General features: G+C 63.7%; 21 protein-coding genes. 11 read left to right on the top strand and 10 right to left on the bottom strand.

The features are described from left to right. Nucleotides 1-10 precede the first annotated feature (10 nt). A complete protein-coding gene (locus L0F51_RS09475; protein ID WP_234628929.1) occupies nucleotides 11-1,342 on the top strand; it encodes a hypothetical protein in 1,332 nt (443 codons plus the stop codon). Beyond that, nucleotides 1,339-2,046, top strand: coding sequence for a hypothetical protein (locus L0F51_RS09470; protein WP_234628928.1), 708 nt, complete (start codon nucleotides 1,339-1,341; stop codon nucleotides 2,044-2,046). Before L0F51_RS09475 ends, L0F51_RS09470 begins: the two co-directional genes overlap by 4 nt. A 32-nt stretch (nucleotides 2,047-2,078) precedes the next feature. Here the strand turns inward: L0F51_RS09470 and L0F51_RS09465 are convergent, their stop codons facing one another. The 3 genes from L0F51_RS09465 to L0F51_RS09455 form a co-directional block, all read right to left on the bottom strand. Further along, on the bottom strand, nucleotides 2,079-2,792 hold the full coding sequence (locus L0F51_RS09465) for a response regulator transcription factor (protein ID WP_234628927.1): 714 nt from the start codon (nucleotides 2,790-2,792) through the stop codon (nucleotides 2,079-2,081). After that, entirely contained in the window at nucleotides 2,785-3,450 is a 666-nt protein-coding gene (locus L0F51_RS09460) for a hypothetical protein (RefSeq protein WP_234628926.1), read from the bottom strand. Before L0F51_RS09460 ends, L0F51_RS09465 begins: the two co-directional genes overlap by 8 nt. 128 nt (nucleotides 3,451-3,578) lie before the next feature. Next, nucleotides 3,579-4,208: a hypothetical protein gene (locus L0F51_RS09455; protein WP_234628925.1), complete on the bottom strand. Its 630-nt coding sequence runs from the start codon at nucleotides 4,206-4,208 to the stop codon at nucleotides 3,579-3,581. Between the two features lie 350 nt (nucleotides 4,209-4,558). Here L0F51_RS09455 and L0F51_RS09450 point away from each other — a divergent pair, with 350 nt between their 5' ends. From L0F51_RS09450 to L0F51_RS09430, 5 genes are all read left to right on the top strand, one after another. Continuing rightward, the gene (locus L0F51_RS09450) at nucleotides 4,559-5,473 is read left to right on the top strand and encodes a hypothetical protein (protein ID WP_234628924.1); all 915 of its coding nucleotides are present in this window, start codon (nucleotides 4,559-4,561) and stop codon (nucleotides 5,471-5,473) included. A gap of 113 nt (nucleotides 5,474-5,586) precedes the next feature. Next, nucleotides 5,587-6,531: a hypothetical protein gene (locus L0F51_RS09445; protein WP_234628923.1), complete on the top strand. Its 945-nt coding sequence runs from the start codon at nucleotides 5,587-5,589 to the stop codon at nucleotides 6,529-6,531. Between the two features lie 167 nt (nucleotides 6,532-6,698). Next, a complete protein-coding gene (locus tag L0F51_RS09440) occupies nucleotides 6,699-8,657 on the top strand; it encodes a hypothetical protein (protein WP_234628922.1) in 1,959 nt (652 codons plus the stop codon). 24 nt (nucleotides 8,658-8,681) lie between these two features. Next, nucleotides 8,682-11,021, top strand: a complete 2,340-nt coding sequence (locus L0F51_RS09435) for a type I secretion system permease/ATPase (protein WP_370642384.1) — start codon at nucleotides 8,682-8,684, stop codon at nucleotides 11,019-11,021. Then, nucleotides 11,018-12,361: an HlyD family type I secretion periplasmic adaptor subunit gene (locus L0F51_RS09430; protein WP_234628920.1), complete on the top strand. Its 1,344-nt coding sequence runs from the start codon at nucleotides 11,018-11,020 to the stop codon at nucleotides 12,359-12,361. The genes L0F51_RS09435 and L0F51_RS09430 overlap by 4 nt, the downstream gene beginning before the upstream one ends. Nucleotides 12,362-12,514: 153 nt before the next feature. On the opposite strand, the gene cydX is transcribed toward L0F51_RS09430, so the two are convergent. The 7 genes from cydX to L0F51_RS09395 form a co-directional block, all read right to left on the bottom strand. Next, nucleotides 12,515-12,664 (bottom strand): cytochrome bd-I oxidase subunit CydX, encoded by a 150-nt coding sequence (cydX, locus tag L0F51_RS09425; RefSeq protein WP_234628919.1) that lies wholly within the window; start codon nucleotides 12,662-12,664, stop codon nucleotides 12,515-12,517. A 19-nt stretch (nucleotides 12,665-12,683) separates the two neighbouring features. Continuing rightward, nucleotides 12,684-13,838, bottom strand: coding sequence for a cytochrome d ubiquinol oxidase subunit II (gene cydB, locus L0F51_RS09420; RefSeq protein ID WP_234628918.1), 1,155 nt, complete (start codon nucleotides 13,836-13,838; stop codon nucleotides 12,684-12,686). 5 nt (nucleotides 13,839-13,843) lie between these two features. Then, nucleotides 13,844-15,421: a cytochrome ubiquinol oxidase subunit I gene (locus L0F51_RS09415; protein WP_234628917.1), complete on the bottom strand. Its 1,578-nt coding sequence runs from the start codon at nucleotides 15,419-15,421 to the stop codon at nucleotides 13,844-13,846. An 81-nt stretch (nucleotides 15,422-15,502) separates the two neighbouring features. Continuing rightward, entirely contained in the window at nucleotides 15,503-17,200 is a 1,698-nt protein-coding gene (locus L0F51_RS09410) for an amino acid ABC transporter ATP-binding/permease protein (RefSeq protein WP_234628916.1), read from the bottom strand. Between the two features lie 10 nt (nucleotides 17,201-17,210). Beyond that, nucleotides 17,211-18,941 carry a thiol reductant ABC exporter subunit CydD gene (gene cydD, locus L0F51_RS09405; protein ID WP_234628915.1) on the bottom strand — a complete coding sequence of 577 codons (1,731 nt, stop codon included), beginning with the start codon at nucleotides 18,939-18,941 and terminating at the stop codon, nucleotides 17,211-17,213. Between the two features lie 29 nt (nucleotides 18,942-18,970). Continuing rightward, nucleotides 18,971-19,495 carry a GbsR/MarR family transcriptional regulator gene (locus L0F51_RS09400; RefSeq protein WP_128291818.1) on the bottom strand — a complete coding sequence of 175 codons (525 nt, stop codon included), beginning with the start codon at nucleotides 19,493-19,495 and terminating at the stop codon, nucleotides 18,971-18,973. 320 nt (nucleotides 19,496-19,815) lie between these two features. Continuing rightward, a complete protein-coding gene (locus L0F51_RS09395; protein WP_234628914.1) occupies nucleotides 19,816-20,769 on the bottom strand; it encodes a LysR substrate-binding domain-containing protein in 954 nt (317 codons plus the stop codon). A 181-nt stretch (nucleotides 20,770-20,950) separates the two neighbouring features. Between L0F51_RS09395 and L0F51_RS09390 the strand changes: the two genes are divergently transcribed. Genes L0F51_RS09390 through L0F51_RS09375 form a run of 4 tightly spaced genes read left to right on the top strand, consistent with a single transcriptional unit; the run spans nucleotide 20,951 to nucleotide 25,580 of the window. Beyond that, nucleotides 20,951-22,129 (top strand): CaiB/BaiF CoA-transferase family protein, encoded by a 1,179-nt coding sequence (locus L0F51_RS09390; protein WP_234628913.1) that lies wholly within the window; start codon nucleotides 20,951-20,953, stop codon nucleotides 22,127-22,129. A 1-nt stretch (nucleotide 22,130) separates the two neighbouring features. Then, complete coding sequence (locus L0F51_RS09385) at nucleotides 22,131-23,291, top strand: acyl-CoA dehydrogenase family protein (RefSeq protein ID WP_234628912.1); 1,161 nt, start codon at nucleotides 22,131-22,133, stop codon at nucleotides 23,289-23,291. An 8-nt stretch (nucleotides 23,292-23,299) separates the two neighbouring features. After that, nucleotides 23,300-24,715, top strand: a complete 1,416-nt coding sequence (locus L0F51_RS09380) for an MmgE/PrpD family protein (RefSeq protein ID WP_234628911.1) — start codon at nucleotides 23,300-23,302, stop codon at nucleotides 24,713-24,715. Next, nucleotides 24,705-25,580, top strand: a complete 876-nt coding sequence (locus tag L0F51_RS09375) for a CoA ester lyase (protein ID WP_234628910.1) — start codon at nucleotides 24,705-24,707, stop codon at nucleotides 25,578-25,580. Before L0F51_RS09380 ends, L0F51_RS09375 begins: the two co-directional genes overlap by 11 nt. The last annotated feature ends 14 nt before the right edge of the window (nucleotides 25,581-25,594 follow it).

Raw genomic sequence — 25,594 nt, 5'->3', positions numbered from 1 at the left:
GTCGTCGGGGATGCATCTTCGTCTCGAAGCCGGCCCGGCCGAGATTGCCGGTCACGCCTTCTCGGTGCCGCAACGCATCGACTGGGAAGCGGGCGACATCATCTATCTCGATGCCGCCTCGAGTGAACGCCCCTCATTGTTCCTTGAGCTCTTGTCGGGGCTCGCGCGCTTTTCCAGGTATTTGCAGCCCGTCGAGGGGCGCGGGATGGTTCGGCGGCCTTTCCCTGTGCGCGGGCTCGACCTCTTTTCTTTCCGGCTTTCGGACGGTTCGTCGTTCAAGCTCACCCTGTCGGATGAGGATTGCCCGGCAGGCCTCGATTTCCGTCTTCACCGCGCGCAGACGATCGGCTTCGTTTTCGGCGAGCCGAAGCAGTACAGTGTCGGGCGCAACGTCGCCGAGGAGATCCGGTATTCCTTCGCCGCCCTCGGGCGGGAGGCGCCTTCGGATCTTTTCGCTTTCGACAAATACGGTCTGACGAAGATCCTGGCGCATCCGACGCAGTCCCTCTCTGGCGGCGAAAGCCACCGCCTCAATATCGCCTGCGTGGTGGAAACCGGATCGCCCTTCCTGATCCTGGATTTGAGCGCCGCCAATCTCGATCATGAGTTCAAGGCGTTCCTGAAGGCGTTGTTGAACGAGATCCGGGAGACCCGCATCGTCCTCATCTATGACGGGGGACGGGGGGATTTCGTCGATCTGTGTCGTCGCGCCGCGACGATTTCCGCCGGGCGTGTCGCAGCGGTCGAGGTGGCGAGCGTGCGGGACGCATGCGCCTCGCGAGCGCCGCTTCTCCTCACCGATCCGGCGCGTGAGGGCGCCGAGCCCATCCTGGTTGCCGAGGGGTTTGGTCATGCAGGCCTGGCGCGACCGTTTTCTGCCCTTTTGCGGGAGGGAGAGCATGCGCTCTTCCTGGCCCCGAACGGAACGGGGAAGACGTCACTCGCCCGCGGTCTCGTCGGCATCGACGCGCGCCATAGCGGCCGGCTGTGGCGGCGGGAGGGGAGCCGGATCGCCGCCACTTTTCAGTATCCCGACCGTCTGCCGGTGCATTTAACGGTGGGCGAGCTCGATCGGGGCGGTGCCTTTCGCGACCATTTTCCGGAAGTGGGGCGGGACGTGCGGGTCGCCGAACTCCCGCTGTCTCGCAAAAAGCTCCTCTATGTCCTCGCCTTCCTGGCGATGCCGCTCGACATCCTCGTTCTCGACGAACCGTTCGCCGGGCTCGACCGGCCGGAGATGGAAATCCTGCTTGCGCAGATCAACGCGGCAACCGGACTGTCGGCGATGATCTTCAGCCATGAGGCAGAGATCGACGCCGAGACGGTGCGCCGTCTCATATGATCTTCTTCCTTGCACTTGCCTTCGCCTGCGGGGCGGCCACCAGCCTTGGCGACTTCGTCGTGCCGGCGCTCGGCGTGGTCGCGCGAAGCCTCTATCTGCGCAAGAGTTTCAGACTGCCGGTCTATGCGTTTCTGCTCCCGGCGATTTCGGCCTGCGTCCTCGTTGTCTCCGCCTTCTGCGTGGCGATCGTGCGCGGCGCCACGCCCGGGGCCGCCTTCGAGATGCTCGCCGGCGACTTCCTCTTTCTTCGCATCCCCTGCGCGATGTTTCTCCTCCTCGTCTTCGTGCACAACAACCGTGCCGAACTCGTCGATTTTCTCGGCCGCGTGCCGGTCGCCAATTACGTCGTGCATTTCATGGAGCGGGCGCAGGAGGTGCTGGCGGAAGCCATGCGAGAGACGCGCTACACCGCCGATGCGCTCGAGGCGGCCATGCCTGCGGCAAGCGGGCGTGGGCCGGTCTCGGCGTTGCGGCGCCTGTCGCGGCGTCTCGATACGCTCATGGTGTTTCTGGTGATCTATGTGGAACGGGTGACGACCGTGATCGAGGCGCGGGGCGTGCTGCCGCCGATGCGCCGTTGGCGCGACTATGGAGGCGGCGCCGAAATCGTTGCCGACGGCCTCGTCTGCGGGGCCTATCTCATCTGGATCTGGGGGCCAGACGTGGTCCGGCACATGGCCGGAGCGGGCGGCCTCGCAGGCTGAAGGCGCGCTGTCCGGATCCTTGCGCCGCGATCTCAGAAGACGGAGCGTCCGCGATGCGAGGCTGAGGCCCCTGAGGTGTCGGCGATCCAGGCATCCGGCTTGCGATCGAGCGCGGTGAGATGTGAACGGTCTATGTCCAGCCAGCCGCGATCGAGGGCGAAGCGGACGATATCGGCCCGGCTTTGCAGAGAGAGCTTCTGAGCGGCGCGACGCTTGTAGGTCTCGACGGATTTCGGGCTGACGCAGAGCTTTCCGGCGATCTCCTTGATGCTGAAGCCGAAAGCCGTGAGCTTCAACGTCTCTTCTTCCCGCCGCGTGATCTCGGTCTCGTCGCTGTCCTGCTCGGTCTCGCCGACATAGGGCAGCAATTCCGTGGCGAGGCAGGGGTCGATGTAGCGCCTGCCGGAGAGAACGAGGCGCAACGCGTCGATGAGGTGGCGCGCTTCGGAGCTCTTGAGCACGTATCCGGTGACGCCCAGCGCGAAGACACGCTGAAGAATGCGCGCGTCCGCATGCATGGTGTAGGCGAGGATCGGAAGAGACGGCGCCCTTGCGATCGCCTCCGGCAACCAGGCACCTTCTGCAGCACCAGGGAGGCTCAGGTCGGCGACCAGCGCATCAAGGGTGCCGCTCTCCGCGAGCGCCAAAGCCTGAGCGGCAGTGCGCGCCTCGCCGGAAAATGCAAAACCCTCTTCATATTCCAGTGCAGCACGGATGCCTGCGATCACGCAGGGATGATCATCCACGACGCCTATGCGATACGCTTTCATAGCTGCTTGCATCGTCTTTTGCCTCCAGGGAGATGGAGAACCGAGCATTCTGCCCATTCGAGGGTCGGATCTCGACTCTGAGTGGTGAGAATTCTTCTCTTGTCTTCTGTATGGCGGTCGAAAAAACAAAGTCTTCTAACGAACCTTCCGGATTTCCCCACCCATCTTTAACATTTGCTTCAATATGAGCTGCAACTGTAAATCGGTCTACGGCCGAAAGGCTGACTGCGACAAAAGCATCATCGTGCCGGAGGCAGCGTGCGGCGGCGATGATCCGTTCGATTGCGCAGGCGACAACGAGGCAGAAAGGCAGGCGGAAAAAGCCGGCGTTTTCTTTCGAGGAAATTAGGTCGATCTGCAGATGATAGCGGGCTGCAATGACCGGAGCCATCGCGCGCACGAATTCATCGAGAGAGATTGAACAGGTGTGTGAAAGTTGTGTCGCAGAATAGATGCGATGAATAAGAGGAGAGAGCTGGTCGACGTCGCGACCGATATCTCTGATCAGCTCGTCGTCGGCATATTTTCGTGTCAGCTGAAGAAGCTTGAGATTAAGTGAGCTCAGAGACGTGCCGACGACATCGTGCAGCAGCGATATCTCCTCGCACAGCGCGCATTCCTGTTCCGCTTGCATGCTTCCCCCTGAGCAGAGGCACGTTCTGCGTGTGCCTTGGGTGCTCCGTAAGTAGAGGTTATTCTAATTAAAAATTAGAATCTATATGTTTTTTCGAGTTTATTTGTGTCTTCGAGCGTTTCGTATTGTCATCGGTCAGGGGAGGGAGGAGGCCCGCTGGAGTTTTTCTCCGTGTTTGCCCGCAGATGGCGTTCGAGCTCTGGGAGGAATTGCCAGAGGTCGCGGTTGAGCTCGGTCATCTCGCGCGCCGCTTCGTTCATCTCGTCGAGGCGCTGGTCATCGAGCGGGCGCTCGCGTCCGAAATAGATGCGGCCCCGCTTCTCCTCGATCCGCATCAGGTTTGTGTGCGTGATCTCGCCGAGCTGATCGACCGCAAACATGGAATGATTGAGCTCGTTGCGCAGCTTCGTCGCCGCTTCGAAGCGTTTCACGAGAAGCTTCAACCTCTTGGCGATGGTTTCATCGCGAAGCTTGGCCTTGGCCAGCCGGGTGACGAGATCGAGCCGCGCCCGCGTGGTGTTGAGCGTTCCGAAGACGATGACCGAGGTCGGGTGGTCGGTTTCCATCAGCAGCATGAGGACGTGGACGAACAGGCTCTCGTTGTTCGACCAGTTGAGCACCAGGTTGCCGATGGTGGCGAAGATGCGCATCCGCCGCTCCTGCAAACCTCGGGGCGGGGCGGAGAACGCCTGGAAGGTGGGTGGCTCCGGAAGGCGCGAATCGGCTGCGGCGCCGTCTGCCGGATAGGTCTCGTCCACCGATGAACCTCTTTGAGTTTATCTCGCAGAGGTTAAGGTCGGCGTCATCCAGATTCAAAGTCAATGCAGCATAGAAGGCGCCCTGTCAGGTTATTCCTGACGCGCTTTAGGGTAATGCCTGTTATCTGTATAGGAATAACTCTGTCGTGTCAGGATTTTTTACGCGGAAACGGGGAATTTCCTGAGAGACAATTTGCCCCTGCGTCGCTCACCATTGGTGCAGTTGCTGGATGTTCCGGCAACCGGGCCCACCAGGGCTCCGACCAACGCGAGAGGCTGTTGAAGCCGTTCAATCCGCGTAGATGACGGGTTGCGGTCCCCGGCGGTCTCTCGACCAGAGGGAAGTGAAAATGGCTACTGACCGTAACAATCTGGCATTCGCCAATGCCGGCGTTGCCGGCGCATTCCAGGACAGCTGGGGGAACGGCGTCGATGCGTCCGTGACGAACCAGGATTTCGACGTTCTCAGCAACAACGATGCGAGCGACGACGACAATCTCGATCTCGACGATCAGGACGTTGTCGACATCGACGACAACGACGGTGGCGACGACATCGACGTCGCTGTCCTCGGCTCCGGCAATTCGAGCACGACGGATATCGACACCGACGAATCCTACTTCAGTGGAAATGAATCGACCTACACGTCGGATACGACGGTCGATGTCTCCAATGTCGGCAACGAAACGTTCTCCTCGAGCCTCAATTCGAACGCCTCGTCGACCAACACGTTCAACTACTCCGACGATGACGTGAACACGACCGGCAGCAACAACACGGCCAGTGTCGGCGTCACCGACAGCTTCAACGAGAAGATCGACAACGTCGGCAATTGGTCGGACACCGATATCCATACCAAGATGGAGCATATCTCCGACAGCGACCTCGTCGACATCGACGGCCTTTGCGGCAATGTCGATGATCTCCTGTCGCTCGGTGGAGACGGCAACGTCTTCTCGCTCGACCAGGTCCAGACGATGATGGATAGCGATTTCATCGCCAATCCGACCGTCACCAACAACGGTCATCTGGACCAGGCGGCGTACAATATCGACGGTGGCTACGCGGACGCGGCCTCCGGCGTCGGGAATGTCGACGGTGCCAGCGATGTCGGCGGCAACGCCAATGCCGGCGCGGACGCTCTCGCGGACCTCAGCGGCTTCGACCAGAGCATCAGCATGGGCGGCAACATCCAGTACGCCAGCATGAATCTCGATGTGGTCGGCGGCAGCGCGGACTCCGACATCATGGGCGACGACACCTGATCGCATGCTCACGGCTTCGGCCGGACACGCATTCTTTCAACATCCGCTTGCGGGCATGGCCCTAAACGCACCGGCTTTGCCTGCGCGAGCGACGACTTTCAAAGGAATACGCTATGTTCAACTTCAATCCGGCTCCCCCGGCAGCCGAAGAAAACAACACCGGCAGCACCAGCGCCGGCGTTGTGGGTGCATTCCAGGACAGCAGCCACAATTTCGTCGACGGCTCCGAGAGCAATCTGAACTCGTCCTTCATGAGCGGCAACGATCTCTCGGATGACGACAACCAGGACATCGACGATCAGGACGGTCTCGATTTCGACGACAACGATGCCGGTGACGACATCGACGTGGCGGTGGTCGATTCCCTCAACACCTCCTCGTTCTCCGTGGACAAGGACGTGTCGGTCGGCAGCGACAACACCAACACGGTGTCGAAGACGGTCGACGTCGATGTGGAAGATTCCGGCAATTCCTCGGTCAATATCTCGAAGAATCTGAGCTACACCGAGCAAAACACGACCAACTGGTCGGATGACGATGTCAACACGACGAACAGCGGGAACACGCTCGGCGTCAACATCGACAATGTCGGCAACCACACGCTGACCGATTCCTTCAATGCCAGCTCGCATACCGAGACGTTCAACGAATACTGCCTGGACGACAGCGATCTCGTCGATCTCGACGGGCTCCAGGGCCGTATCGACGATATCTTGAGCGTCGGCGGAGATGGTAACGTCCTCAGCGGTCTGCAGGATCAGCTCCTCACGGACAACGATCTGGTGATGAGCCCGTCTGTCTCGAACAGCGGCTGGGCTTCCGTCAGCCAGGATGCCGGGTGCATCGATGGCGGCTGGGCCGATTCCGGTGTGGGCGTCGGAGACGTCGGCGGCGACAGCGATGTCGGTGCCAATGCGACGGCCTCTGCCGATGCTTCGGCCAATCTCTCCGCGTTCGGCCAGACGATCGAGACCGGCCTCAACACGCAGTATGCGCGCATCGATACGAGCGTCGTGGGCGGTTCCGACGACGGCGATATCGCGGGCGACGACGCCTGATCAGCCGAGCCAGCTGAATGGTGTTCGAAGGCTGAGGAGACTCGAACTTCGAGCGACACTGACACTGAGAGCCGCGCCATGTCGCGGCTCTCTCTGCCTCAACTCGGTCAGAATCTCGGAGCCGCGCCGTGCGTGCCAATGCCGTCGCAGAAGCCATATCCAGATTCATGGGGTTCTTCGAACCGGTCGATGAGACCGCGAAGTTCCGCATCGAGCATCCCGACTTCGATTTCGGGCGTCGCCCGGTTGAGCTGAACCCGGATGCGCCGGGAACGCTTGTCAATGTGGCCCCGGATGATGGAGCTGCGGGCGGGGACGGCGTTTCGCTGCGGCTTGGCGGATATCCGTCCGTGTCGGTCGATCCGGCGGGACATCATCCGGCGCCCGTGCCGTCGGGCGATGGGTATGATCCTGTCTTTCTGAGCGATCGCGGCCCGGTTTTCATGCGCCCTGGCGAACCGGCGAGCGTCAGCGCGCCCGGCGCCTTCGTCGAGCCGGATGTGCGGGCGGTCTACAACGAGGCCGTCGATTCAAGCTTCGGGATCGCGCGTCAGCACGCTGTGCTCGACGACGGCGACAAACTCTCGCTGGTCGATGGGGTGGACCCGGTCTCTTTCGTCCCCGATGCGGGCGAGGACCTGCAGACGATGATCGATGCCGCGCAGATCTGGCGGGAAGAGGTCTGGCGCGCGGAGAACCCCGGCGGGGAAGTCTTACCGGACACCTGGAACGGTGAGACCGGCGGGCTGCACAATCCCGCAGAGATCCGCCAGGCGCTTCTCCCCTCGGCCTATCACGATCCGGAAGGTGCCGGGCCAGTGACCGGCCATGACGGCGCTTACGTGAACGGGCAGCCGTCCCTCGATTACCCGACGGCCGACGAGATTTTCGACCGGCTCGGTCTCGGTGAGGACGAGGTCGGCGAAGCGCCGAAAGATCCCCATGATGTGGCGGTGACGGCGGAGATCGACCTCGGCCACAACACCGTCGTCAACGAGGCGACGGTCCTGCAGGCCGACACGTTTGCCCGCACGACGATCGTCATGGGCGACTATTACGAAACGAATGCGATCAATCAGCTGACCGTGCATCTCGATGTCGACGAGCGCCCGGCCGGGGCCGGTTTCGATGGCGCCGGCAGCTCTTACACGGATGCCTACAATGTCGCTGTTTTCGATCGCAGCGAAGGTGTGCCCCCCGGACCCGCCGATCCCGCCGGCTACTTTGTGCCTTACGACTACGAGGTGGATGTCATCGACGGCGACCTCGTCACCTCCCGTTTCATCGAACAGATCCGTGTCGTCCTGGATGACGATCAGGTCGTTCTCACTTCGGTCAGCGAGGATACGGCGATCGAGACGGGCGGGAACGTCTCATACGGCTCCGTCGATTTTACGGCCCTCCAGGATTTCTACGATGTCATCATCTTCGGCGGCAGCGTCTACGAAGGAAACTACATCGACCAGGTGAGCATCCTTCTCGACAATGATTACATCGCGCCCGGGGCGGCGGCCGGTGGCAGCATCGCGAGCTCTGGAAATCTCCTCTACAACTTTGCCTCCATCCAGAATGTCGGCGGAACCGATTTCCGGCCTGTGTCGGAGACGATGTCGGATCTCGTCTCCGCCTTCGGTCGTGGGGAGGAGACCTTCGACCGCTCCCTCGGCGAGCCGCTCGACTTTCTCGGCAGCTCGCATCTGCGCATCCTCTACGTGACCGGCGACCGGGTCGAGCTCACGCATCTCAAACAGACGACCATCCTCTCCGATGCCGACACCGTCGATTATGCGCGGCAGACGGCGGCCGAGCTTGTCAACAAATCCGGGACGGACGTGCCCTGGCATATCGAGACCGGCGGCAACGCGGTCGTCAATGCGGGCCAGATCATCGACTACGACACGGCCGGTTCCGTGCGCTTCCTCGGCGGCGACTACTATTCCGATTCCATTCTCGCGCAGGCGGACCTCGTTCCGAGAGGAAACATGTCCGTTTTCGACACGGCGAAGCTTGCGCCGGAAGTGATCGCCTTCACGAGCCCCGACATCGATGTGCCTGACGAGGAGGGCGGTTTTGCATCCCACTCATACGACATGCCGGGCGACGGCCTGGCGAGCTTTTTCGGGTGAACCATGAAGTTGATGTCTACGGAAATGTCAGGTGGAGGCAGCGCCGGCGATGTCGTCGAGGATGCTGCGAGCGCGCGCAAGCGCGCTTCTGTGCAACAGCCGCAGGCCGCGGCGCCCGCCTCGTCTGACGCCTCACGGTCCCGCAGCCTTCAGATGACGCCCGCAGCCCAGGCGGCGATCACACGCATGGAAGAGGACATTCTTCGTGTGGTCGCGCTGGCCGCAAGGACGCCCCGGCTGCATGGGAAGACGAAAGAGCCGAGAGCTTCGTGGCAGGGTCTTCCGAGGGCGGTGCAGCTCGACGATCTTGCCTTGGCTTCCACCGCGAAAGCTCGCCCGCAGCCTCCTCGTGGAGAGGCGCCTCAGACAAGGCCTTCGTCGGCGCCACCATCGCAGGAGCGGGAGGGGCGCGGCACCGGAAAGCTCGACGACGCCAATCCGACGAAGTTCCGGGAGCCGGAACCTGCAAAGGCGAAATCTCCCCCCTTTGCGCCGGTGATCGAGATCGAAAAGAACGAGCGCGCCGAGCTGCCCGTGCAAAAGGGAGGTGGCGGCAAGCCACCGCCGCCGTCCGGTGGCAGCGGTGGAGGAGGCGGCGGTTCCGATGGCCGGCCGAAGATGCAGGAGCGCGTCTCGCAGCCGAATTTCCGCCAGGCGCTCGCGCTGACGGTCGCGAAAGTGAAGACGAACATGCTGGTTGTGTTCGTCTTTACGATCGCAATGAACGTTCTCGTTCTCGCCGTGCCGATCTATCTTTTCCAGATCGCCGACCGCGTTCTCACCAGCCGCTCGGTCGATACGCTCGTCATGCTCACGCTGATCACGGCGGGCGCGATCGTGGGGCAGGTGCTTCTCGACGTTTTCCGCCGGCGCATTTTGATGCGCACCGCCTCGGAGATCGAGACGCGGCTGAGTTCGCCCATTTTGAGTGCGGCGGCGCGTTCCGCGCTCGGGGGAAGCGGTCGCGATTATCAGGTGCTGGGGGATCTCCAGCATATCCGCAACTTCGTCACTGGCGGCACGCTTCTGGCGATGCTCGATGCGCCGCTCGCGCCGATTTTCATTCTGGCGGTTTTCCTCGTCCACCCGCATCTCGGTTTCATCGTCTGCACGTCGATCGTGCTGTTGATGGCCGTTGCGTTCATCAACCGTCAGATCACGGCGAAACCCTTCGCGGAAGCCAATGCGCATCTGACGATGGCCAACCTCAACCTGGAATCCCTGTCGCGCAATTCGCAGATCATCAATGCGCTCGGCATGATCCCGGAGGCCGTGCGCATGTGGGGACGTGCGAATGCCAACTCGCTCCGCCACCAGGTGACGGCGCAGGATCGCAACGTCTTCTTCACCGGCGTGTCCAAGGGGGTGCGCCTCTTTGCCCAGATCGCCATGCTCGGTTGGGGCGCGCATCTGGCACTCGACGGGCGGCTGACGGGCGGCATGGTGATCGCCTCCTCGATCATTGCGAGCCGCGCGCTCGCACCGGTCGAAGGCACGATCGAGGGATGGCGCACCTATATCCAGTCCCGCGCGGCCTATGACCGGATCGCCGCCTTGCTTCGGACTTCACCGCTCAATGTGGAACGCCTCAGACTGCCGCAACCGACGGGCCGCCTCGATGTGGAGCGTGTGCTCTTTGTGCCGCCGCCCAACAAGCGGGTCATTCTGAACGGCGTCACCTTCAGCCTGGAGCCCGGTGAGACCCTGGCGATCATCGGGGATTCCGGCGCCGGCAAGTCGACTTTGGGCAAAATGCTGGTCGGATCGATCGTGCCGACGGCCGGAAGCGTGCGGCTCGATCTCATGGAACTGAAGAACTGGGATCCGCGGCAGCTCGGCGAGAATATCGGCTATCTTCCGCAGGACATTCAGCTGTTTCCCGCCTCCATCAAGGCGAACATCGCCCGTATGCGCGAGGATGTGACGGACGAGATGATCTTCGAGGCCGCCTCTCTCGCCGGGGTGCACAAGCTGATCGCGTCGCTGCCGCAGGGCTATGAGACCATGATCGCGGGCGATGGCGCGCCGCTCTCCGGAGGCCAGAAGCAGCGCATCGGCCTGGCCCGCGCCTTCTTCGGCAATCCGCGTCTCGTCATCCTCGATGAGCCGAACTCCAATCTCGACACGGCCGGCGAGCAGGCGCTCGCCCAGGCGATCGAAAAGGCGAAGACGGTCGGCACGACGGTTATCGCCATTACCCAGCGCACGGCACTTCTGCGGTGCGTCGACAAGATCATGGTCATGAAGGACGGCACCGTTCAGGCGATCGGTGAGCGGCAGGCGATGCTGCAGGCTCTCGCCGGTCCGAAGAAGCCCGGGCCCGGGGGTGCGCCCGGCGGAGAGGTGAGGGGAGACCAGGCATGAGCAAGAAAGCTGGCGGAGACTACCCGCTGGAGGAATGGTATGCGCCCGTTCCTCGCTCCATCGCGTCGGCCTCTCTTGCCGGCGCCCTTGTGATCGGGCTCGCGTTTGCGGGCTTCGGGGGCTGGGCGGCGACGGCACCGCTCGCCGCTGCCGTCGTGGCGAGCGGCACCTTCGTGTCCACCGGCCAGAACAAGCTGGTGCAGCATCTCGAAGGCGGGATCATTCGCGAAATCCGGGCGCGGGAGGGTGACCGGGTCGATGCCGGCCAGACCCTGCTCGTTCTCGATTCCGTTGCTCCGCGGGCCAATGCGCGGCGCCTGTCGATCCGGCTGGCGCGTCTGCAGGCGGCGAGCGACCGGCTCTCGGCACAGGCGGCCGGGCGCGAGGCGCTGGTTTTCCGCGATGTCCGTTTGAACGACGCGGATCGCGAAGAGATCGAGCAGATCCAGGATATGCAAAGGCGCCTCTTCGATGCCGCGCTGGCGCAGCTGAAGGGCAATGAGCACATCGTCGAAGGCAGCATTCAGGCGCTGCGCGAAAGGCTGAAGGGTGTGGAAGCCCAGAAGGCCGCCGTTTCCGAGCAGCTCCGTCTCATCCTCAAGGAGCGCGAAGGCAAGGCCACGCTTCAGGAGAAAGGCCTGTTGCCGCTGAGCCGTCTGTTCGAAATGGACAGGGTGATCGCCGAAGCGCGGGGCATGGTCGGCAAACTCGAGGGCGACGAAGGCGATTTTAAAAGCCAGATTGCCCGCCATCAGGCGGAAATCGCCCAGCTTCGCCAGGAAACGCGGCAGCGGGCCGGCGACGAATTGCAGACCGTCAACAGCGACCTCGACGATATCCGCGAGCAGCTGGCCGCAGCCTCGGACGTTCTCGGCCGCGTCGAGATCCGCTCGCCGGTCGCCGGTATCATCGTCAAGTTCAACTACAATACGATCGGCGGCGTCATCGAGAGCGGCAAAGACATTCTGGAGATCCTGCCGGAGAACGAGGATCTCATCATCGAGGCGCCGGTGAAGCCGTCGGACATCGACGATGTGGCGCTCGGGCAAGCCGCGACCGTCAACCTGACGAGCTTCAATCGGAGAACGACGCCGGCGTTCACCGGCACGGTGATCTATGTCTCCGCCGATACGATCCGCGGCAAAGATCGGGACAATCCCAAGGACGTTTATCTTGTCCGCGTTCTGCTCGACGACAAGCATCTGGCACAGGCGCAGGAGCTGCACATCACGCCGGGCATGCCGGCGGAGATCTTCATCGAGACGGCCTCGCGCACGTTCCTCGATTACATCACGAAGCCGGTGAGAGACAGTATGGGCCGCGCCTTCCGGGAAAGCTGAGCCCGGGAAAGCCGAGCCGCCGCCGGGCGGGCTGAGCCGGCGGTTCCTTACGCAAGCGTCTTCTCAAAAGGGGGATCGGGCGCGAGCGTTTCGGGATGATGGCCGGCAGGCGCGAGTGTCCTCCCGGCGGTTCGCCGCCGGGAGGACACGCTTTCAGGCTTGGGTCGGTCGCTCGGCGGCCGGTTTTTGGGGCGAATGCGCCTCGTGGCGCTCATCCTCTTCCATGAGTTCGAACCACATGGCGTTGAGGACGGCGAAGGCCGCGGCCAACGGCAGGCCGAGAAGCCAGGCGAAATACCACATCTCAATCTCCTCCTGTCGCTTAGTAGGCGTGGCTCTTGCCACCGCTGATTTCGTCCTCATCGACCTTGCCCCACAGCACCCGGTAGACCCAGGTGGTGTAGACAAGGATGATCGGCACGAAGATCGCCGTGACGACGAGCATGATGAAGAGCGTGAGGTGGCTCGACGAGGCATCCCAGACGGTGAGGCTCGCCTTCGGCATGAGCGACGATGGCAGGATGAAGGGAAACATCGACGCGCCGACGGTCGAAATGATGCCGACGATCGAAAGGCCGCTGACGATCACGGTGAGACCTTCCAGGCGGATCCTGAGCAGGATGAGCGCCAGGAAGGCCGCGACGATGCCGAGGATCGGCGCCGCCATCATCCAGGGATAGGTCTCGTAATTGCCGAGCCAGATCCCGTCTCCCATCTCGACCGATTTGACGAGCGGGTTTGAAGGACCGGTCGGATCGATCGAGCCGACGATCCGGTAGCCGTCGACGAATGCCCAGATATAGGCGCCGGCAAGCACGAAGAGGGCGATCGTCGCGATTGCGGCGATGCTTCCATAGTTGCGGGCGCGCTCACGCACGTCACCTTGCGTCTTCAAGACGAGCCAGGCGCCGCCATGCATGATGAGCATCGAGACGGAGACGAGACCGCACAAAAGCGCAAAAGGATTGAGCAGCCCGAAAAATGTCCCTTCGTAGAAGATGCGCAGATCGCTGTTGAAGCGGAAGGGAACGCCCTGAAGGACGTTGCCGACTGCGACGCCGAAGATGAGCGCCGGTACGAACGAGCCGATGAAGAGCGCCCAATCCCAGTTCCGCCGCCATGCGGGGCTCTCGCGTTTGGAGCGGTATTTGAAGCCGACCGGCCGCAAGATGAGCGCGAACAGGATCGCGAACATGGCGAGATAGAAGCCGGAGAAGGACACCGCATAAAGCGGCGGCCAGGCGGCGAAGATCGCGCCGCCTCCGAGGATCAGCCAGACCTGGTTGCCTTCCCAGACCGGGCCGACGGAGTTGATGACGACGCGTCGTTCCAGATCGTTCCTGGCCACGAAAGGCAGCAACGTGCCCGTGCCGAGATCGAAGCCGTCGGTGACGGCAAAGCCGATCAATAGGATGCCGAGGAGCCCCCACCAGATGAGGCGAAGGACATCGTAGGAGATGAGTTCGTGAAGGATCATAGCTGTCACTCCGCCGGTACGGCGTGGGAGGAGATGGCCGGGCTCTCAGGCTCTTCCTCAGAATCTGGCCCTTTGCGGATCGCCGCCAGCATCAAGCCCATCTCGATGATGAAGAGGGTGGTGTAGATGAGGACGAAGCCGATGATGGTCATCAAGACCGTGCTGGCGCCGAGGTCCGAGACGGCCGCGGCGGTCGGCAATACGCCTTCGATGATCCAAGGCTGACGCCCGAATTCGGCGACGAACCAGCCGCTTTCGGCCGCGATCCAGGGCAGCGGGATGGAAAAGACCGCCACCCAGAGGAGCCAGCGGCGCTTGTCCAGCGTGTGCCGGGCCGACAAGACGAAGAAGACGCCCATCAGCAGGATGAAGAAGAAGCCGAGGCCCACCATGATGCGGAAGGTCCAAAAGAGCGGCAGGACGCCCGGGACCGTGTCCCACGCCGCCTTGGTGATCTCTTCCTCGCTGGCATTGCGCGGATCTTCGACGTAGCGCTTCAGAAGAAGGGCGTAGCCAAGCTCCTGGCCGTTGTCCTCGAAGGTTTTGCGGAGGTTGCCCGGAACCGTGTCACCCGGTGGCAGGCTGCGGATCTGCTGCAAGGCGTCGAAGGCCGTAATGCCTTGCCGGATGCGGACCTTTGCGAGTTCGACGAGCTCCTCGATCCCGGGGATCTCGGTGTTGATCGAGCGCGTGCCGATGAGACCCATCACCCAGGGAATATGCACGGCGTAATGCGTCTCGCGGTCTTCCTGGTCGGGGATGCCGACGACCGTAAAGGCCGCGGGAGCGGGTTCGGTCTTCCACATGCCCTCGATCGCCGCGAGCTTCATTTTCTGATGCTCGGTCGACAGGTAGCCGCTCTCGTCGCCAAGGACGACGACGGAAAGGGCCGAGGCGAGGCCGAAGGAGGCCGCGACCGCCATGGAGCGCTTGGCCAGCGCGATATTGCGCCCCTTCAAGAGATACCAGGCGGAGACACCGAGCACGAAGACGGCGGCCGTCACATAGCCGGCGGAGACGGTGTGGACGAATTTCGCCTGCGCCACCGGGTTGAAAAGGACGGCGTAGAAATCCGTCACTTCCATGCGCATCGTGTCGAAGTTGAAGGCCGAACCCACCGGGTTCTGCATCCAGCCATTGGCGATGAGGATCCACAAGGCGGAGAGGTTGGAGCCGATGGCCACCGCCCAGGTCGCGGTGAGGTGGCCGCGCTTCGACATCTTGTCCCAGCCGAAGAAGAAGAGGCCGACGAAGGTCGCTTCCAGGAAGAACGCCATCAAACCTTCGATGGCGAGAGGCGCGCCAAAGATGTCGCCGACATAGTGGCTGTAATAGCTCCAGTTCATGCCGAACTGGAATTCCATGACGATGCCGGTCGCGACGCCGACGACGAAGTTGATGCCGAAGAGCACGCCCCAGAACTTCGTCATCTGCCGCCAGATCGGGCGGTCGGTCATGACGTAGACCGTCTCCATGATGGCAAGCATGATGGAGAGGCCGAGGGTCAGGGGCACGAAAAGGAAGTGGTAAAGCGCCGTCAACGCAAATTGCAGGCGCGATAGATCTACAATGTCGAGTTCCATCGGCGGTAACCGGTTTGCCCGGTCTCCTTTCTCTGCCGGCCTCCATCGGGTGCGAGGCCGGCGGTTGATCCCGCGTCGCTCCTAATCGGGACGGAGGGCTTCGAGCGCCTGCTCGAAACCCGGTTCGTTGCGCCGCGGGGCCGCAACGATCTGCCCCTGTTCCAGGATGACGAGACGGTCGGCGATCTCCGCCTCCCGCCGCAAATGTGTGCTGATGACGAGGCTGCGGCCGCGTCTCTGGCCGTTGAGGCGCCGCATGATTTCGCGCGCGGTCGGGCCATCGAGACCTTCGGTCGGCTCGTCGAGAAGCCAAAGAGGTGTGTCGCGCAGGAAAAGACGCGCCAGCGAGAGGCGCCGTGCCTGGCCGCCGGAAAGGCCGAGCCCGCCTTCGCCGAGCCGGGTTTCGAGACCTGAGGGGAGAGCTTCGACATCCGCTCGAAGGCCAGCGGCCTCGAGTGTGCGCCCAAGCCTCGCCTCGTTCGCGTCAGGATCGGCGATCTGAAGATTGCCGGCGAGGGTGTCCTGAAAAAGCTCCGTGCGCTGCGTCAAAAGCGTGGCGGGAAGATGCGCGATGTCGCCCGCTTCAGGTGTGGCTTCATCGGCGAGGAGCGCGAGCAACGTCGATTTGCCGGCGCCGCTCGGCCCCACGATCGCGAGGGTTTCGCCTTCCGCGAGGGCAAGCGAGATGTCGCTCAGGCAAAGCCTTTTCGCGCCGGGGTAACGGAAATCGACGGACTTCAGGCGCGCCGCTTCCCCCTTCTGCGGCATGGATGTCGATCGTGCCGGCGCTGCGGGATCTGTCTCGAGGCGCGGTGCAAGACGGCGTGCCGCAAGCCGTGTGCGACCGAGCTCGACGGCGCCGCGTTTGAGGGCGGCAAAAGGTTCGACGGCCGCAAAGACGACGAGGATCGCAAGGGCTGCCGCTGGCGCGCCGATCTCGTTCGCCTCGGCAAGGCGCGCCGCGCCATAGAGCGTGCCGGCAAGAAGCAGGGCGCCGGCAATGCCGAAAGCGGCTGAGGCGCTCGTCTCGATGCGGTTCAGACGCTCATCGGTTGAGACAAGACGTTCATCTGTGCGTTCGATGGTCCGGCGTTGGGCAGTGAGCCGCGCGGCCATTGCGAGTTCGGTCTGGCCGGCGACGAGATCGATGGTGCGCGCTCGCAGAGCTTCCGTGAGATGCGCACGTTGCAGCCCAGGAGGGAGCGCGGCTGCGGCCGTTCTGAGGGGAATGACGAGGCCGAGGACGGCAAGCCAGAGAAAGGCGGCGAGGCCGAGCCAGGGGTTGAGCGCGGCGAGAACGAGGCCGGTGGCAGCTGCCGCGGCGAACGCCGCCAGGAACGGCACTAGGATGCGCAAATAAACGGAATCGAGCGCGTCGATGTCGACCGTCAGGCGGAAAAGAAGCCGTGCCGGGCGTTCCAGAAGGTGCCGTGCCGCGCCGGCCGGGGCCCAGCCGCGGAAGAGTTTTTCGCGCAAGGCGGCGAGCGCGCTCAGGGTCGCTTCATGGGTGGTCAGCCGCTCGCCGTAGCGGCCGGCCGTGCGGGCGATCGCCAGGAAGCGGATGGCGGCGGCGGGGGCGAAGACATCGAAAGCGAGGGCTGTGGCCGTCGAGAGGCCGGCGATCGCCGTTGCCGTGATGAACCAGCCGGAAAGGCCGAGAAGGCCGACGCCGGCGAGAACCGTCACGGCGGCAAGGGCAGCGCCCGCCGCCAGCATGGGCCGGCGCTCGGCGAGGAGCACCGCGAGAACGGGACGAAGATCGGTCCAGGCCGCTCTCATGCCACGACCTTCATGCCACTGCCCTCATGGCCTGTTTCGGCAGATAGACGATGCGGTCCATGCGGTGCGCCAGAAGCGGGTCGTGGGTCGCCACGATCAGGGTGCGGCCTTTGGCGAAGGCGAGGAGATGGTTGGCGATGTTTTCGGCGGTTTCGCTGTCGAGATGGGCGGTCGGCTCATCGGCGAGAACGAGCGAGATGCCGGGATCCGCCGTCAGCCTTGCCAGTGCCACACGCAGGGCCTCTCCGCCGGAGAGGCCTGAGCCGCCTTCGCCGAGATGGCCGTCGCGGCCTTCAAGGATGTGGGAGAGGCCGGCCGCGGCGAGAGCCCCGCGCGCCTCGTTGCCACCGATCCAGGGACGGTGAAGCGTGACATTGGAAACGAGGTTGCCGGCGAAAATGTGCGGTGTCTGGCCGATCCAGGCGATCTGACGGCGCAGCGATCCGGCGTTGGTCTTGTCCAGAGGTTGCTCTGCGATGCGGACGCAGCCGCCATCCGCGGGTGCAAGCCCGGCGATCAGAGCAAGAAGTGTCGACTTGCCGGAGCCGCTCGGCCCGAAGAGGGCGATCTTTTCGCCCGCCGCGACTGAGAGAGAGAAGTCCTCGATCGCCGCCTGCTCCGCTCCGGCATGGGCGAAGGAGAGATTTTCAAGACGCACGGCCGGTGCGGGTGCGCGCGCGCCGTCTCGCTGATCGCCGTCTGCGTCATCGGTATCCGCATCCAGGAGGGTGAGGTCCATTGCGGAGAGATCGTCGAGCGCCTTCAGGGCGGCCTCGCCCGCAGCCCGGTCGTGCCAGATGCTGGACAGATCCCGCAAAGGCTCAAAGAAGGCGGGAGCCAGAAGAAGGATGAAGAGTCCTTCGCCGAGGCTGAGCCGGCCGCCCCAGGCGCCGAAGGGAAGCTGGCCGAGCAGGTGGAAGCCGATATAGACCGCCACCATGGCGACGCCGAGCGCGGCGAAGAGCTCCAGAACGGCGGAGGAAAGAAACGCGATCCTGAGAACCGCCATGGTGCGCGCCCGCAGGGTTTCCGCCTCCTGGCGCAGGCGCCTGGCCGTGGCATCGACTGCGCCCATCGCGCGGATGGTTGCAAGGCCGCGCAGACGGTCGAGGAGAAAGCCGTTCATGTCGCCGAGCCCGGCAAGCTGCGCTTCGCTCGCGGCCTGGGCGCGCCAGCCGATCAACGCCATGAAGACCGGAATGAGAGGGGCAGCGATCAGAAGGACGATCGCTGCCGCCCATGAGACCGGGAAGACGGTGAGGACGATCGCGAGCGGCACGATCACGGCCTTGAGGCGTGCGGGACGATAGCGGGAGAGGTAGGGCACGATCGCCTCGCCCTGTTCGCCGAGAATGCTGGCCGCCACGCCTGAGGCGGGACGCCCGGAATCGAGGGGCGAGCGTGCGGCGAGGGCTTTTGCGGCCTTGGCCCGCCGCTCGGAGAGGATCTGGCGGGCGTGCCGGAAGCAGAGGCGGCCGGCATAGCCATCGAGAAGTGCTCGGACGATGCCGAGTGTGGCGACGGCCAAAGCGGCCGTTGCGACGTTGAGCCTGAAATCCTCAGGCGCGGGGCCCTGACCGGCCAGATCGCCGATGACGAGGGCGATCAACGCGGCCTGCGGGAGCCAAAGAAGAGCAGCGAGCACTTGCAAGCCCGCACCCAGGCGCATGGGCGGCAGAGGTTCGGTGCGCGCCTTGCGGCGGCGGGAGCGTGGGCTTCTTGCGACCGAGCTCTCTCGCATCTGCGGGCTTTCGTATGTCGCCTGGCGGATCACGTCTTCCGGCCATTCCTTTTAGAGGAGCCGAGGGCGACAATCTTGTCCTTGGTCTCCAACAATTTCGTGACCCGGGCGCCGAGCGCGAGCAACGTTGCGAGACGCTCCGTTTCAAGCGTCTTCACGTCGTCGTACCAGCCGGTGAGCTGCTCGATGAGGGCATGCATATCGCGCATTTTCGCCTGGGCATGCGCTTCCGCCTCGTTGGCGGGCGGCTCCATCAATGCCTCGCGCAGAAAGGTCAGGGTGGGATCGATCTCCCGCCGCTTGCGGCCTTCGGCCAGGGTTCTGAGGATCTCCCAGACATCGTCCGGCGTCGTGAAGAAATCGCGGCGGTCGTCCGGCAGATGGCGCAGCAGGACGAGGTTCCAGCTCTGCAATTCGCGCAGGCTCATGGAGACGTTGGAGCGCGAAACGCCGAGAGCATCGACGATGTCGTCGGCGCAGAGCGGTCGCGGCGAGATGTAGAGAAGCGCGTAGATCTGCCCGACCGTCCGGTTGATACCCCACCGGCTGCCCATCTCGCCAAAATGCAGGATGAAGGACTGGACCGGGGGCGGAAGATCTGGGCGCAAGAGTGATTTCTCCAGTTAGTTCAGAAATCTTTGAAATTCATAAAGACGAATTCGTTCGGGGGCAACGCGGGCAGAACGAAGGGGATATGGGGATCATTGGGCGTCTGCCCGGCCGATCAAGCCCCGGGCAGTCGGAAAGCTGCAAATATTAGAACGGCTTCAGCTTGTCGCGCCAGGCTGTGCGAGAGCCGCCTTGGAAGAGCTATGCGAAAAGCTATGGTCTGATATGAGGCGGCAAACGAAATGCGGCGGCTTCTGCCGGCGTCTCAGGTCCTGGCGGGCGATGCGGGATGCGGGCGCGCCTGACCTGCCCGCCAGGCAGCCAGGCGGTTTTCCTGCGGTGAGGCGACCGCATCGGCGAGCCGCCGAACGAGGTTCGATACGGGCCGATCACGCGGCAGGCAGATGACGAGATCGCGCTGCGACCAGTCGTCGGAGATGGCGATGACCTTGGCGCCCTTTTCCAAGGTTTCCGCCGGGATGACGCTCGCCGGCACGATCGACACGCCGGCGCCGGCGGCCACCATGCGGCAGACGCTGCCGAAGCTTCTGACCCGGATGCGGATGGTCAATTCGCGGCCGAGCCGGTGTGCGTGCTTTTTCAGATGTGCGGAAATCGCCGAGCGGGTGTCGAGTGTGATGAAGCTCTCGTCGAGGAGATCCGTGAAGGTGACGGCGCTGCGCTGCGCCAGCGGATGCCCGGCCGGGGCGATGAAGACAAGGCGGTCGGAGAGGATCGGAATGGTCTCGATGCCGTCGAGCTGAGCGTTTTCCGCCGCAATGCCGATGTCGGCGTCGCCGGAGCGCACGGCGGTGGCGATCTCATCGGAGGTGTCTTCCTCCAGATCGACGATCACGTCCGGGTGGCGGGCCAGAAAGCTCGCCAGCACGTCGGGAAGAAAGCTGGTGATGGCGTTCGAATTGGCGCGCAGCTTGATGAGACCGCTTTCGCGCTGCTTCCAGGCCTCCACCGCGCCGTCGAGGCGCTCCGCCTGCAAGAGGACGGCGCGGGCATGGCCCGCGACCATGAGGCCCGCGCGCGTCGGTTTGGAGCCTCTGGCGGTGCGCTCCAGCAAAGGCACGCCGGCGCGGCTTTCCAGGATCTTCATGCGCTCGTGCAGAGCGGAGACGGAGATGTGATGGAGACGTGCCGCCTCCGCCATGCTGCCGAGCTCGCTCACCGCCACGAAGAGCCTGAGATCGGTCAGGTCGAAATGCATCCAGCTTTCTCCATTGCCGAAAGCAGCATCCAGAGAATACGACTGGTCCGCAAGCTCTTTCCTGTCGTAGGCGGCATGGATCGTCTTCGAAGCCCGCCGCAGAATGTGGGCCCGTAGCGAACCCGCGAGGAGAGAGGAGAGCGAACCATGAGAGGCTGCGTATGAGAGGCGAGGCGACGCCGTGACGAGGCCCCTCGATGGAATTCTCGTCGTCAGCATCGAGCAAGCGATCGCCGCGCCCTATGCGACGCGGCTTCTGGCCGATCTCGGGGCGCGCGTCATCAAGGTGGAGCGGCCGGACGGCGGCGATTTCGCGCGCGAATACGACAAGCGGGCGCGCGACATGGCGAGCCATTTCGTCTGGACGAACCGTTCCAAGGAAAGCCTCACGCTCGATCTGAAGCGGGAAGAGGGCGTCGCGATCCTGAAGCGGCTTTTGAAGAAGGCCGACGTCTTCGTGCAGAATCTCGCGCCTGGTGCCGCCGAGCGGCTCGGTCTCGGAGAGAAGACGCTGCGGGCAGACAACGAAAAGCTGATCACTTGCGCGATTTCGGGCTACGGCGAGGGCGGGCCTTACGGCAAGAAGAAGGCCTATGATCTTCTGATCCAGGCCGAGGCCGGCTTCGTCTCGGTGACCGGTTCGCCCGGCCAGCCGGCCAAGGCCGGGATCTCGATCGCCGATATCGCCGCGGGCGTCTCCGCCTACAACACCATCCTCGCCGCGCTTCTCAACCGCCACAAAACGGCGCGGGGCGACCATATCGAGATCTCCATGCTGGAGGCGATGGCCGAATGGATGGGCTATCCGATGTATTTTGCGACCGATGGGGCACCGCCACCGCCGCTCGCGGGCGCCGGACATGCCACGATCTTCCCTTATGGGCCCTATCGCACGGCCGACGGCACGGTGATTTTCGGCCTGCAGAACGACCGCGAATGGGCGGCCTTCTGCCAGACGGTGCTGGAGCGGGACGATCTCGCCGGCGATGCGCGCTTCAAGGGCAATGCCGGGCGCGCGGCGCATATGGATGAGATCAACGAGGCCATCAACGGCGTCCTTTCCACGCTGACCACTGCCGAGGCGATGGCGCGGCTCGAGAAAGCCAATATCGGCACGGCGAGCCTCAACGACATGGCCGCGCTCTGGGCGCATCCGCAGCTTGCCGCCCGCAATCGCTGGCAGGAAATCGCCATTCCGACGGGGACGATTCCGGCCCTTCGTCCGATCTCCGGCGCGGCCTGGCAGCCACGGCTCGATCCGGTGCCGGCGCTCGGTGAGCACACACGCGCCATCCTGGACGAACTTGAGATCACGCAAGAGGAGGCTGCAGCGCTCGCAGCTTCCGGAAAAGACGAGTGACATGATTGCAGACGAGGAAGACCACCGCGATCTCCGCGACGCGCTTCGCGCGCTGTGCGCCGAATTCCCGGCCGAATACCACCGCAAGCACGGGGCTGCGGAAACCTACCCGGAAGAGTTCATCACGGCTCTGACGGAGGCAGGCTGGCTCGCCGCCATGATCCCTGAGGAATATGGCGGATCAGGACTTGGCCTGACGGAGGCCTCCATCATCATGGAGGAGATCAACCGCTCGGGCGGCAATGCCGGCCATTGCCACGGCCAGATGTACAATATGGGCACGCTGTTGCGGCACGGTTCGGAGGCGCAGAAGAAAGAGTTTCTGCCGAAGATCGCGTCGGGCGAGCTCCGGCTGCAGTCGATGGGCGTGACCGAGCCGACGACGGGCACCGACACGACGAAACTGAAGACGACGGCGGTCAAGAAAGGCGACCGTTATGTCGTCAACGGCCAGAAGGTCTGGATCTCGCGCATCCAGCATTCCGACCTGATGATCCTGCTCGCCCGCACCACGCCGCTTGCCGACGTGCAGCGGAAATCGCAGGGGTTGTCGATCTTCCTGGTCGATCTCAAGGAGGCGATCGGCAATGGTCTCTCGGTGACGCCCATCCGCAACATGGTGGGCCACGAGACCAACGAACTCTTCTTCGACGATCTGGAAATCCCGGCTGAAAGCCTCATCGGCGAAGAGGGCCGGGGTTTCAAATATATCCTCGACGGGCTCAACGCCGAGCGCACGCTGATCGCCGCCGAATGCATCGGCGACGGCTATTGGTTCGTCGACAAGATGGTCGCCTATGCCAATGAGCGCACCGTCTTCGAACGCCCGATCGGTCAGAACCAGGGCGTGCAGTTTCCGATCGCGCGCGCCTATGTCGATATCGAGGCGGCCAATCTCATGCGCTTCAAGGCGGCGCGGAAGTTCGATGCCCATGCCGATTGCGGCGTAGAGGCGAACATGGCGAAGCTTCTCGCCGCCGACGCCTCCTGGAAGGCTGCGAATGTCTGCCTGCAGACGTTTGGTGGCTTCGGCTTCGCCGAGGAATACGACGTGGAGCGCAAGTTCCGGGAGACACGGCTTTACCAGGTGGCGCCGATCTCCACCAACTTCATCCTCTCCTATGTCGCCGAGCATGTTCTCGGCCTGCCGCGCTCCTTCTGAGGTTCCGTATGGCTGATGCCGGACAGCGCAACCCGCTTTTGATGCAGACGACAGGCCGGGAAAGCGCCGAGCTCGCGGCCTTCGCTGCCGCCCTCGATCTCGACGCCGTGCCCGAAGAGGTGGTGGCACGGGCCGTCGATTTCTTCGTCGACTGGGCGGGTTCGGCTCTCTCCGGCCGCGGGCATCGCGCCATCGGCGTTCTGGAGAGCTATGCCGAGACGATGGGGCCCGCCGATGGGGGGGCTGAAATCCTCACCAATCGACGCGCCACCTCGCCCGTCTTCGCCGCGATCGTGAATGCGGCCGCGAGCCATATCTCCGAGCAGGACGACGTTCACAACGGCTCCGTCTTCCACCCGGCGACCGTCGTCTTCTCGCCGGCTCTGGCCGTGGCGCAGACGGTCGGCGCGTCAGGCCGCGATTTCCTGGCGGCCGCAATCGCCGGCTATGAGGTCGGTATCCGGGTCGGCGAATTTCTCGGCCGCTCGCATTACACGGTCTTTCACACGACCGGCACGGCGGGGACGTTTGCGGCGGCAGCGGCCGTCGGCCGTCTTCTCGGGCTTTCCGCCGGAGAGATGGGTGAGGCCTTCGGCTCCGCCGGCACGCAATCGGCCGGGCTTTGGGAATTCCTGCGCGATGCCGCCGATTCCAAGCAACTGCATACGGCGAAAGCGGCGGAGAACGGTCTGATAGCCGCCTATCTGGCGCGCGATGGCTTCACCGGGGCAAAACGGATCCTGGAAGGAAAGCAGGGGCTAGCTGCCGGGACATCATCAGATGCCGATCCCGCAAAGCTTGTCGACCGGCTCGGTGAACGCTGGGCGCTCGCCGAGACATCGTTCAAGTTTCACGCCTCGTGCCGGCACACGCATCCGGCGGCCGACGCGCTGCTGAAGGTGGTGATGGAGCACGATCTTGCCGCAAGCGATATCGCTGCCGTCACAACCCACGTGCATCAGGGCGCGGTCGATGTTCTGGGCGCCGTCACACAGCCGCAGAGCGTGCATCAGGCGAAGTTTTCCATGGGTGCCACGCTCGGCCTCGTCGCCACGCATCGCAAAGCGGGTCTTTCGGAGTTTGCCGGCGTGCTCGACGATCGCGTCGCGCTGTCCTTCCTCGACAAGGTGGACATGGCGCTCGATGCGGAAGTCGATCAGGCCTATCCGGCACGCTGGATCGGCAAGGTCACGGTGACGACGGGCGATGGGCGGCGGTTCGAAGGGCGTGTCGACGTGCCGAAAGGCGACCCCGGCAACACGCTGAGCCGGGCCGAGATTACCGGGAAGGCGCGGGCGCTGGCATTGTCGTCCGGTGCGGTTGAGCCGGGCGAGCTGGACCCACTCATGGACCGGCTTTGGTCCATCCCTGAGGCCGAGAAGATTGGTTTTCTTCTTCCTCGAAGGAGAAGCGATGATGGGTGACACGCGTTTTCCGTTCCTGCCGCTCTTCGTGCCGGCCGACAGGCCGGAGCGTTTCGGCAAGGCTGCCGCGTCCGGCGCCGACGCCGTCATCATCGATCTCGAAGATGCCGTCGCACCCCCCGCCAAGGAGGCGGCGCGGGAGGGGCTCGGGCAGGGCCTTGCGGGACTCAAGCCGGGCGAGACGGAGATCTATGTTCGCCTCAATGGTGCCGATACGGGATATTTCGCCGACGACCTGGAAGCTGTCGCGACTTTGCCTCTGACGGGCATCGTTCTGCCAAAAGCGGAAGATCCCGCCATTCTGCGGATCGCCCGAGAAACGCTCGGGGCGAACGGCCGCGTCATTGCCCTTGTCGAAACGCCGCTCGGCATCGTGCGCGCCCGCGAGCTTGCGCAGGTTGCAGACCGTCTCGCCTTTGGCTCGCTCGATTATGCCGTCGCCATCGGGGCGCGCCATGTCCGGCATGCGCTCGATGCGGCCCGTCAGGAACTCGTCCTCGCCTCCGCCTGCGCGGGGCTGGCTGGCCCGATCGACGGGGTGACCACGACCTACCGCGACGAGCAGGCGGTCGTTGATGACGCCGCCTATGCGGCCGATCTCGGCTTCGGCGGCAAGCTTCTCATCCATCCGGCACAGATCGCGCCCGCCATTCGCGGCTTTTCGCCGACGGGTGAAGAAGTTGCCCGCGCGGAGAAGATCCTGTCGGCTCTCACGGAGAGGGAGGGGGGCGCTGTGTCTCTCGATGGAGCGATGGTGGATGCTCCCGTCGTGAAATGGGCGCAGACCGTCAAATCGCGGGCGCTCCGGCTTCAGGCTTTGCAGACGGACGGCGAAGCGGAAGGTGCGGTACGGGCTCGATCGTGAAATCGCCCTGATGC

This window comes from Afifella sp. H1R (assembly GCF_021462425.1).
Taxonomy (GTDB): Bacteria; Pseudomonadota; Alphaproteobacteria; order Rhizobiales; family Afifellaceae; genus Afifella; species Afifella aestuarii.
Note: the sequence above shows the minus strand (reverse complement) of the source record. Positions and strands in the feature narration are given on the sequence as shown.

Coding starts and splice junctions, on each gene's coding strand:
- cydX (WP_234628919.1), bottom strand. CDS start 12,664: ATGTGGTATTTCGCCTGGCTTCTCGGCCTGCCGTTGGCCGCGGCCTTC.
- L0F51_RS09410 (WP_234628916.1), bottom strand. CDS start 17,200: ATGAGAGCGGCCTGGACCGATCTTCGTCCCGTTCTCGCGGTGCTCCTC.
- L0F51_RS09395 (WP_234628914.1), bottom strand. CDS start 20,769: ATGCATTTCGACCTGACCGATCTCAGGCTCTTCGTGGCGGTGAGCGAG.
- L0F51_RS09430 (WP_234628920.1), top strand. CDS start 11,018: ATGAGCAAGAAAGCTGGCGGAGACTACCCGCTGGAGGAATGGTATGCG.
- L0F51_RS09380 (WP_234628911.1), top strand. CDS start 23,300: ATGGCTGATGCCGGACAGCGCAACCCGCTTTTGATGCAGACGACAGGC.
- L0F51_RS09450 (WP_234628924.1), top strand. CDS start 4,559: ATGGCTACTGACCGTAACAATCTGGCATTCGCCAATGCCGGCGTTGCC.
- cydB (WP_234628918.1), bottom strand. CDS start 13,838: ATGATCCTTCACGAACTCATCTCCTACGATGTCCTTCGCCTCATCTGG.
- L0F51_RS09415 (WP_234628917.1), bottom strand. CDS start 15,421: ATGGAACTCGACATTGTAGATCTATCGCGCCTGCAATTTGCGTTGACG.
- L0F51_RS09470 (WP_234628928.1), top strand. CDS start 1,339: ATGATCTTCTTCCTTGCACTTGCCTTCGCCTGCGGGGCGGCCACCAGC.
- L0F51_RS09475 (WP_234628929.1), top strand. CDS start 11: ATGCATCTTCGTCTCGAAGCCGGCCCGGCCGAGATTGCCGGTCACGCC.
- L0F51_RS09445 (WP_234628923.1), top strand. CDS start 5,587: ATGTTCAACTTCAATCCGGCTCCCCCGGCAGCCGAAGAAAACAACACC.
- L0F51_RS09435 (WP_370642384.1), top strand. CDS start 8,682: ATGTCAGGTGGAGGCAGCGCCGGCGATGTCGTCGAGGATGCTGCGAGC.
- cydD (WP_234628915.1), bottom strand. CDS start 18,941: ATGCGAGAGAGCTCGGTCGCAAGAAGCCCACGCTCCCGCCGCCGCAAG.
- L0F51_RS09385 (WP_234628912.1), top strand. CDS start 22,131: ATGATTGCAGACGAGGAAGACCACCGCGATCTCCGCGACGCGCTTCGC.
- L0F51_RS09460 (WP_234628926.1), bottom strand. CDS start 3,450: ATGCAAGCGGAACAGGAATGCGCGCTGTGCGAGGAGATATCGCTGCTG.
- L0F51_RS09375 (WP_234628910.1), top strand. CDS start 24,705: ATGATGGGTGACACGCGTTTTCCGTTCCTGCCGCTCTTCGTGCCGGCC.
- L0F51_RS09400 (WP_128291818.1), bottom strand. CDS start 19,495: ATGGGCAGCCGGTGGGGTATCAACCGGACGGTCGGGCAGATCTACGCG.
- L0F51_RS09440 (WP_234628922.1), top strand. CDS start 6,699: ATGGGGTTCTTCGAACCGGTCGATGAGACCGCGAAGTTCCGCATCGAG.